The organism is Streptomyces sp. AMJ-169 (assembly GCF_055597585.1).
In genome coordinates this window covers 33,371-41,439 of record NZ_JBVLTJ010000023.1, presented here as the reverse complement: position 1 = coordinate 41,439, position 8,069 = coordinate 33,371, and the positions used below count along the sequence as shown (strand labels likewise).

The window sequence follows — 8,069 nt, the reverse complement described above, 5'->3', positions numbered from 1 at the left end:
CGTACAGGCCACCTCAGGCCACCTCAGGCCACCTCAGGCCACCTCAGGCCACCTCAGGCCACCTCAGGCCACCTCAGGCCACCTGCCAGCCTCTCCCCATCCTCCAAAGCCGCGCCCCCGCCCCCGCACAGAGCCGCCCGACGCACCGCCCCCGGCGAACAGCGGCGCCAGCCCCCAAGCCGGCGCCGCCCCCTCCCCCACCTCACCAGCTCAGCGCAGCGTCCATCGTGCTCTGCCAGTACGTCACCTTCAGCGAGTCATCGATGTACACCCCCTGCTTGGGCAGCGCCGGACGGGCGGCGCTGCCCACGCTCTCGTTGCCGGAGCGGCCGTGGAAGTAGACCTCCAGGGAGTTGACCGTGCGGCCGTTGGTGCCGGAGCCGTCGGCGGCGGAGAGGAGGACGGCGGCGTAACCCGACTCCCCCGGCGCGAGCGTCACGACGGCCTGCGGGATCGAGTCGTCGAGAACCGGCGGCACCGCCTGCGCGTCGGTGAAGCGCAGCGCCGGATAGGTGTACAGGTAGCAGGACCTGGAACCGGTGTTGGTGACCGTGAGCAGCATGTGGTTCACCGGCCGGTTCACGGGCGCGGCGACCGTCTTGGTGTTGGACCCCTCGCAGACGACCGGCTTCGCGGCGGAGGCTTCGGGCTTCGCGACGGTACCGGACCCACCCCCCGTGGACGACGACCCCGTAACGGAAGACCCCGAGGAACCCTTAGGGGACGTCCCCGAGGACCCCGAGGACCCCGACGTACCCGTAGACCCCGTAGACCCCCCAGAACCCTGAGAACCCTGAGAACCCGCCCCCGAGCCCCCCTGAGCCGCCCCCGTAGGCGCCGAATCCCCCACCTCCGAAACCGACGGAGTCTCCACCTTCGACGCCCCCTCATCCTGCACCCCCGCCCCACTGCTGCACGCGCTCAGCGAGAACGCGGCGAGCGCGGCGACAGTCGCCGCACTGGCGAGCCGGGTGCGGGAAGAACGGGCGGTACGGACAGTACGGGCGGTACGAATGCTGAACATGCTGGGGTTCCCCTTCGTTGTGAGGGTCGCTGTGGTGCTTGGATGACCGGAGCTTGCGGGGAGACCCGTCCCAGCCGCCACCGCCCAGCGCCCATCAGGGACACTGGAACGCGGAAACGGCCGCTGACCTGGGAAGTTATTACCCCCCTGGAACGCCCGAACGGGACGCGGAACGACGACAGAACATCGACGGAACGACCACGGAAAGACGGAGGAACAGGTGTCGGGGACGCCGGGTACCGGGGAGACCGAGGAGTTCGCGGCACTGCTGCGGGACCTGAAGGACCGCTCGGGACTGAGTTACGGAACGCTGGCCAAACGCCTGCACATGAGTACGTCGACCCTGCACCGCTACTGCAACGGCACAGCGGTCCCGACGGAGTACGCCCCCGTCGAACGCCTCGCGAGGGTGTGCAAGGCGACGCCGGAGGAGCTGGTCCAGCTCCACCGCCGATGGATCGTCGCGGACGACGCACGCAGGAGGAGAGCGACGCCGAGCCCGGCGCCCGCATCGGATACGACACCCCCGGCAGCACCGACACCCACAGCGGACACACCACCCCCAGCAGAGCCGACGCCCACAACAGAGCCGGCCCCCGAAGCAGCGGCGAACACGGAACCGCCCCCCACCGCCGAAGCCGTAACGAAAGCCAAGGCAGCAAAGCAGCCGGCGGAAGCGACAGAGCAACCGACACCCCCAGCCGAACCCCCCCTCTCCCCCGACCACCCCCCCACCCCCCGCCGCCGCACCCCCCTCATCGCCGCCGCCCTGGCCACCGCCGCAACCATCACCCTCACCACCCTCCTCCTCAACCCCTTCTCCACCAAGACCGACAACTCCCGCGCCCAGCAAGCCACCGGAGCCGAGGCAGGCGCCCGCCTCCCCACCCCCGACCCGAACCCCGCAGCCTCCCTCTCCCCCACCCCGTCCCCCTCCACCAGCACCACCCCCGAACCCAGCACCACCCCCACCACCGCCTCGACCACACCCGCCCCCACCCCCACCGGCACCCCCCTCACCGTCGCCACCCGCCCCTACGTCTACGACTCCCCGTGCAGCCAGCGCTTCCTCGTGGACAGCGAACCCGCCCAGGTAGGCCCCCCGGCCGGCGAACAGGACGCCCCCCGCTGGGCGGCGGCCTACGGCGCGGTCTCCTCGGACGAGCAGCGCGTCGCCCTCACGGTCCAGGGCACCGGCGCCGAGACAGTCGTACTCGAAGCCCTCCACGTCCGGATCATCAGCAAGGACACCCCCCTCGCCTGGAACGACTACGCGATGGGGGTCGGCTGCGGCGGTGGGGTGGAGACGAAGTCCTTCGACGTGGATCTGGACGCCGGCAGCCCGACGGCGGCCGTGAAGAACGGGCAGCGCGACTTCCCCTACAAGGTCAGCGAGTCGGACCCGGAGGTCTTCTACGTCACCGCCAACACCTCGGCGCACGACGTCCGTTGGGACCTGACGCTGGACTGGTCGAGCGGCGCCCGCCGGGGCACGGTGCACATCGACAACGGTGGCGTCCCGTTCCGCACGAGCGCCGACGTGAACCGCCCGGGGTACGACTACCCGCTGGGCGGCAGCGAGTGGATCAAGCGGGAGAGCTGACGCCCATGACCACCCCCGAACAAGCCCTGGCCGCCCGCTGCCCCCTCCCGGCCCCCTACGCCGAAGCCCTCCTCACCCGCTGGCGCGAACCCCACCGCCGCTACCACACCCCCACCCACCTCACGCAGGTCCTGGACCACGTGGACCTCCTCCAGGACCACGCCGAAGACCCCCAACTGGTGCGCCTGGCAGCCTGGTTCCACGACGCGGTCCACCTCCCGGACCGCTCGACGAACGAGGAACGCTCGGCGCGGCTGGCCCACCGCGCGCTGACGGAAGCGGGCCTGGCGCCCCCCGAAATCGAAGAGGTCACCCGCCTGATCCTCCTCACCCGCACCCACACCCCACCCCCGCACGACCCCAACGGCGAGGTCCTGTGCGACGCCGACCTGGCGATCCTGGCCGCGCCGGAGCACGAGTACGCCGCCTGCACCACGGCCGTACGCGCCGAGTACCACTTCATCCCGGACCCGGCCTTCAGCACGGGGAGGGCGGACGTCCTCCGCCAACTCCTGTCCCGCACAACCCTGTTCAGGACGCCGCACGGCAGGACCCACTGGGAGGAGCAGGCCCGCCGCAACCTGACGGCGGAACTCGCGCGACTGGCCCCCTGACCTACCCCTACCCTGCACTCCATGCAGAAGAGCACGACAGGTGAGGACGAACTGGAGGCGGCCGTGGCCGGGTGCGCCCTGGTGCTGCGGGCGGCGGTGGGCCGGGACTGGGACGGGATCAAGGCGGCCCGGCTGGACTGGAGCTGCCGCGAGACCGCCCAGCACATCGCGGACGATCTCCTGGCCTACGCGGCCCAGTTGGCGGGCCGGGCGCGCGACGCGTACGTCCCCTTCACCCTCGCCCTCGACGAGGGCACGGGCGACGCCGGCGTCGTCGACGTCATCGAGACGACGGCCGTCCTGTTCGCGGCGGCCCTGCGGACCACGCCCCCGGGCGTCCGGGCGTTCCACCCGGCGCCGTTCCGCAGCGCGGAGCGGGTGGGGTTCGCGGCGATGGGTGTGGCGGAGGTGCTGCTGCACACGTACGACATCGCGGAGGCGCTCGGGGTGGCGTACCAACCGGCGCCGGAACTCCCGGAGTTCGTGCTGACGCGGATCTTCCCGGAGGTGCGGCCGGGACTGGACGCGTGGCGAACTCTCCTGTGGGCGACGGGAAGAGGCGAACTCCCGGGCCGGGAGCCGGTGTTGAGCTGGCGGTGGCAGAACACGCTGTCCGTGCCCACCCCCCGGCTGAACCTGGAGTGCGCCTCCCCGGCGGCCCTCGCGGAGCTGCGCGCGGGCGGTGGCGGCGGCTTCGGCTGGCTCGGCGCGGGCCCGCTGGAGGGCACCCGCGAGGCGGCGGGGCTCGCCTGGTCGTCGTACGAGAACGGGTGTCTGCGGGCCGAGTTCGGGATCTTCGTCATCGTCCGCAAGGAGGACGGGCGCGCGATCGGCAGTCTCGGCTTCCACTCGGCGCCGGACGCGGCGGGGCGTACGGAGATCGGGTACGACCTGGTGCCGGAGGCGCGCGGCAAGGGCTACGCGACGGAAGCGGTACGGGCGTTGGCGGCCCGGACCTTCGCCCACACCCCGGCGAAGTCCCTCTTCGCCCACACCGAGCCCGCCAACTCCCCGTCCCAGGCGGTGCTTTCGCGGGCGGGGTTCGTACGGGTGCCGGGGGAGGGGGAGTTGATCGCGTACGAGCTGTGCGGCGCGCCCCGGCAAGAAGCCCCCGCGCCTCAGCTGGAGGGGTGAGCGCCGAGGGCGCCGCCCAAGGAGCCCACGTCCGCGACCCGCACCCCCGCCTTGTGGCACACCCAGTGCGGATCGGGCCCCAGCTCCGGCTCGACCTCCAGCGCGTGCGGCTCCCCCGCGCCGCACACCGGGCACAGCGGCCACCGCCCGTACCGCTCCAGCAGCGCGTCCTGCACGTCCTGCGCGACCAGCCCCGCCACGAACTCGGCGCCCGCCGGCCACTGCTCCACCCACCACCGCCGCCGCGCCACGGACTCCTCGACCAGCGACACCACCTCCGCGTCCGCGACCTCGCCCGCCACGAGATCGGCGAGGACACGGGCGCGGGCGGTGTGAAGCACCTGCTCCAGGGGGCCAGGGGCGGCGGGGTGGGATTCCATACGCCCATTGTGCGCACTCTTGACCGCCCCGCCGAACCGAAAATATCTTTCAGCGCATGGGTCAGGAAGTGAAGGAAACTTTCGGCACACAGCCCGCGGGGGCGCTCGCGGCCAAGGTCCGCACCCTCGCCCCCGCCATGACCCGGTCCATGCGGCGCGTCGCCGAAGCGGTCGCCGCCGACCCCGCCGGCTGCGCGGCCCTCACGGTCACCGCGCTCGCCGAACGCACCGGCACCAGCGAGGCGACCGTCGTGCGCACCGCCCGCCTGCTCGGCTACCCCGGCTACCGCGATCTGCGGCTGGCGCTCGCGGGCCTCGCGGCGCACCAGCGGTCCGGCCGCGCGCCCGCCCTCACCACCGACATCGCCGTCGACGACGCCCTCCCCGACGTCGTCGCCAAACTCGCCGCCGCCGAACGCCAGACCCTCGCGGACACGGCCGCCGCCCTCGACACCGGCCAGCTGTCCGCCGCCGTGAGCGCCGCCGCCCGCGCCCGCCGTATCGACGTCTACGGTGTCGGCGCGTCCGGGCTCGTCGCCCAGGACCTCGTACAGAAGCTCCTGCGGATCGGGCTGATCGCGCACGCGCACAGCGATCCGCATCTGGCCGTCACCAACGCGGTGCAGCTGCGGGGCGGGGATGTCGCCGTCGCGATCACGCACTCCGGGTCGACGCGGGATGTGATCGAGCCGTTGCGGGTCGCGTTCGAGCGGGGGGCGACGACCGTGGTGATCACCGGGCGGGCGGGGAGTGCGGTGACGCAGTACGCCGATCATGTGCTGACGACGGCTTCGGCCCGGGAGAGCGAGCTGCGGCCGGCGGCGATGGCGTCGCGTACGGGGCAGTTACTGATCGTGGACTGTCTGTTCGTGGGGGTGGCGCAGCGGACGTACGAGGCGGCGGCGCCCGCTTTGGCCGCGTCGTACGAGGCGCTGGCGCACCGGCATAGGTAAGACCGTAGGCGTCACTCATATCGCCCCGTCCTTGAAAGAAACTCTCTATGCCCTCCTCCCGCGATCTCCGCGCCCAGCTCTCCTCCCTCCCCACCGAAGCCTTCCGGCCTGATCTCGCCGATATCGATCAGCTGCCCACGCTCGAACTCGCCCGGCTGATGAACGCGGAGGACGCGCGGGTGCCGGAGGCCGTGGCCGCTCAGCTGCCCGTGATCTCCGCCGCCATCGACGCCATCGCCGTCCGTATGGGGCGCGGCGGGCGGCTGATCTATGCCGGGGCCGGGACCGCCGGGCGGCTCGGGGTGCTGGACGCCTCCGAGTGTCCGCCGACGTTCAACACCGCGCCCGGGCAGGTGGTCGGCGTGATCGCCGGCGGGACGGGGGCGTTGGTCGACTCCGTCGAGGGCGCCGAGGATTCGCGGGAGGCGGCGGTGGCGGAGCTGGGGCGGCTGGGGGTGGGGGGCGACGACACGGTCGTAGGGATCTCCGCGTCGGGCCGTACGCCGTACGCGGTCGCCGCCGTCGAGCACGCGCGGGCGCTCGGCGCGCTGTCCGTCGGGCTGTCCTGCAACCCGGGCAGCGCGCTCGCGGCTGCCGCCGAGTTCGGGATCGAGGTGGTGGTGGGCGGCGAGCTGATCGCCGGCTCGACCCGGCTGAAGGCGGGGACGGCGCAGAAGCTGGTGCTCAACATGATCTCTACGATCACGATGGTGCGGTTGGGGAAGACGTACGGGAACCTGATGGTCGACGTACGCGCGTCGAACGAGAAGCTGCGGGCGCGGGCGCATCGGATCGTGGCGCATGCGACGGGGGCGGGGGCGGAGGAGATCGACGCTGCGCTGGCTGCGACGGGGGGTGAGGTGAAGAACGCGGTGCTGGTGTTGTTGGCGGGGGTGGATGCGGGGGTTGCGGAGAGGTTGTTGGGGGAGGCGGGGGGGAGGTTGCGGGGGGCGTTGGGGGCGGTGGGGGGGTGAGGGCGGGGGCTTTGGGGGCGGGGCTTTGGGGTGGGGCTTTTCAGCGGGCGGCCCTTTCAGAAGCGGGCCACTACAGAAGCGGGGTGCTACAGAAGCAGGTTGCTACAGAGGGGGCGCGGGGAGGGGGCGGGCTCTTCAGTTGGCGGGCTCTTCAATTGGCGGGCACTTCAGGGCGGGTCGCTTCTGAGGCCGTTGGCTGAGGCCGCCGTCCATCGGTGCCGCAGAAGTCGTACTCCCCGTCGCCCCTCGAAGCCTGCCGCCGGCGTCCTCAGAGATTCCCCAGCGGCTCGATCTCCACCCTCACCGGGGTCCCCCACACCCGCAGCACCTCATAGTCCGTGAACTCATGGACCAACCGGTACGCCATCGCCGCGCGGGGCGCCCTCCGCTGGGCCGCGATGTAGTTCTCCGTCTCACGCCGGTCCCGCCGGGGGCTCCCGCACAGCTGCCACTCCTGCCCGTTCCACAGCTCCGGCAGATACCGCTGCTGCGGCTGCGGCCGGTCCTCCCGTACGCCGTACCGGCTGGGCGCGGTGCCCGGCTGGACGGCCGGCCCGGGCCCGTTCATCTCCACCCGCTTCGCCGAGCGGCGACGCGTCTCGCAGAGGAGGCAGAGGTCGGGGGCGGAGTTGTCGACGGGCCCCTGAGGATGCTCGGGGCACCGGGTGACGGGGGCTGCCGCCGTGACGCTGTCCTCCAGCAACTCCAGCGCCCGCCGCAGATCCGCCTTCACCTCGTGCAACTTCGCGTCCGACGTGTCCGAGGTGAGCGCTTCGCCATGCTCACCGACGAGACGGAGGGCACGGCCGAGGGCGGTGAGCTGGGCGTGGTTCATGTGAGCCAGGGTAGGGGGGTGGGGGGAATTCGGGGGGCTGGGAGTTGCGGGGGGGGGCTGCCGGGGGCGGACGACGGGGGCCGGAGACGCCGGGGCCGGGACTGCCGGAGAGCTGGAACTGCCGGAGGGCCGGGCCGCCGGAGGGCCGGAGCCGCCAAAGGGCCGGAGCCGTCGAGAACCGGAACTCCCGGGAGACCGGAGTGCGCCGGGGAGCCGGGTTTCAGGGAACCGGAGCTTGACCAGGGTGACCGCCAGCCGCCAAGGGCCGGCGCTGCCGGAAGGCCGGAAGGCCGGAAGGCCGGAAGGCCGGAAGGCCGGAAGGCCGGAAGGCCGGAAGGCCGGAAGATAGCGTCCCGCCGAGTGGTGTAGCCGATCAAGCAGGTGGAATCCGCAGGTCGCGGCCCGAATCGCCCTCGCCGGCGGCCCTGTTGGGGCTCACCGAGCCGGGACCAGCGGTGATCGCACGACGGACCGCAGCGGCACGTACCGGACGGCTCCGAAGCGAAGGCGACGGACCGTGATCGGCTACACCACGACGGGGGACACGACCGG

The 8,069-nt window shown here is 72.5% G+C and carries 9 protein-coding genes; 6 read left to right on the top strand and 3 right to left on the bottom strand.

Going from position 1 to position 8,069, the window contains the following annotated elements:
- Window positions 1–202: 202 nt before the first annotated feature.
- Complete coding sequence (locus ACYUD3_RS36065; RefSeq protein ID WP_470979858.1) at window positions 203–562, bottom strand: DUF4232 domain-containing protein; 360 nt, start codon at window positions 560–562, stop codon at window positions 203–205.
- Here ACYUD3_RS36065 and ACYUD3_RS36060 point away from each other — a divergent pair.
- The 4 genes from ACYUD3_RS36060 to ACYUD3_RS36045 all read left to right on the top strand — a co-directional run bounded on the left by ACYUD3_RS36060 (window position 561) and on the right by ACYUD3_RS36045 (window position 4,375).
- The gene (locus tag ACYUD3_RS36060; protein ID WP_470979855.1) at window positions 561–788 is read left to right on the top strand and encodes a hypothetical protein; all 228 of its coding nucleotides are present in this window, start codon (window positions 561–563) and stop codon (window positions 786–788) included. The two genes, ACYUD3_RS36065 and ACYUD3_RS36060, sit on opposite strands and share 2 nt — an antisense overlap.
- Before the next feature lie 456 nt (window positions 789–1,244).
- Window positions 1,245–2,627 (top strand): helix-turn-helix domain-containing protein, encoded by a 1,383-nt coding sequence (locus ACYUD3_RS36055; RefSeq protein ID WP_470979852.1) that lies wholly within the window; start codon window positions 1,245–1,247, stop codon window positions 2,625–2,627.
- Between the two features lie 5 nt (window positions 2,628–2,632).
- Entirely contained in the window at window positions 2,633–3,241 is a 609-nt protein-coding gene (locus ACYUD3_RS36050; protein WP_470979850.1) for an HD domain-containing protein, read from the top strand.
- A gap of 21 nt (window positions 3,242–3,262) precedes the next feature.
- Entirely contained in the window at window positions 3,263–4,375 is a 1,113-nt protein-coding gene (locus ACYUD3_RS36045; protein ID WP_470979847.1) for a GNAT family N-acetyltransferase, read from the top strand.
- Here the strand turns inward: ACYUD3_RS36045 and ACYUD3_RS36040 are convergent.
- Window positions 4,360–4,755 (bottom strand): hypothetical protein, encoded by a 396-nt coding sequence (locus ACYUD3_RS36040; RefSeq protein ID WP_470979844.1) that lies wholly within the window; start codon window positions 4,753–4,755, stop codon window positions 4,360–4,362. The two genes, ACYUD3_RS36045 and ACYUD3_RS36040, sit on opposite strands and share 16 nt — an antisense overlap.
- 56 nt (window positions 4,756–4,811) lie before the next feature.
- On the opposite strand from ACYUD3_RS36040, the gene ACYUD3_RS36035 reads away from it, so the two are divergent.
- Window positions 4,812–5,708: a MurR/RpiR family transcriptional regulator gene (locus ACYUD3_RS36035; RefSeq protein ID WP_470979841.1), complete on the top strand. Its 897-nt coding sequence runs from the start codon at window positions 4,812–4,814 to the stop codon at window positions 5,706–5,708.
- A gap of 47 nt (window positions 5,709–5,755) precedes the next feature.
- Window positions 5,756–6,682 carry an N-acetylmuramic acid 6-phosphate etherase gene (gene murQ / locus ACYUD3_RS36030; protein WP_470979838.1) on the top strand — a complete coding sequence of 309 codons (927 nt, stop codon included), beginning with the start codon at window positions 5,756–5,758 and terminating at the stop codon, window positions 6,680–6,682.
- A gap of 268 nt (window positions 6,683–6,950) precedes the next feature.
- Here the strand turns inward: murQ and ACYUD3_RS36025 are convergent, their stop codons facing one another.
- Window positions 6,951–7,517: a hypothetical protein gene (locus ACYUD3_RS36025; protein ID WP_470979835.1), complete on the bottom strand. Its 567-nt coding sequence runs from the start codon at window positions 7,515–7,517 to the stop codon at window positions 6,951–6,953.
- Window positions 7,518–8,069: the final 552 nt, after the last annotated feature.

Excerpts from the sequence above, each read along its gene's own strand:
- ACYUD3_RS36035 (WP_470979841.1), top strand. The coding sequence starts at position 4,812 with ATGGGTCAGGAAGTGAAGGAAACTTTCGGCACACAGCCCGCGGGGGCG.
- ACYUD3_RS36040 (WP_470979844.1), bottom strand. The coding sequence starts at position 4,755 with ATGGAATCCCACCCCGCCGCCCCTGGCCCCCTGGAGCAGGTGCTTCAC.
- ACYUD3_RS36045 (WP_470979847.1), top strand. The coding sequence starts at position 3,263 with ATGCAGAAGAGCACGACAGGTGAGGACGAACTGGAGGCGGCCGTGGCC.
- ACYUD3_RS36060 (WP_470979855.1), top strand. The coding sequence starts at position 561 with ATGTGGTTCACCGGCCGGTTCACGGGCGCGGCGACCGTCTTGGTGTTG.
- murQ (WP_470979838.1), top strand. The coding sequence starts at position 5,756 with ATGCCCTCCTCCCGCGATCTCCGCGCCCAGCTCTCCTCCCTCCCCACC.
- ACYUD3_RS36025 (WP_470979835.1), bottom strand. The coding sequence starts at position 7,517 with ATGAACCACGCCCAGCTCACCGCCCTCGGCCGTGCCCTCCGTCTCGTC.
- ACYUD3_RS36050 (WP_470979850.1), top strand. The coding sequence starts at position 2,633 with ATGACCACCCCCGAACAAGCCCTGGCCGCCCGCTGCCCCCTCCCGGCC.
- ACYUD3_RS36065 (WP_470979858.1), bottom strand. The coding sequence starts at position 562 with ATGCTGCTCACGGTCACCAACACCGGTTCCAGGTCCTGCTACCTGTAC.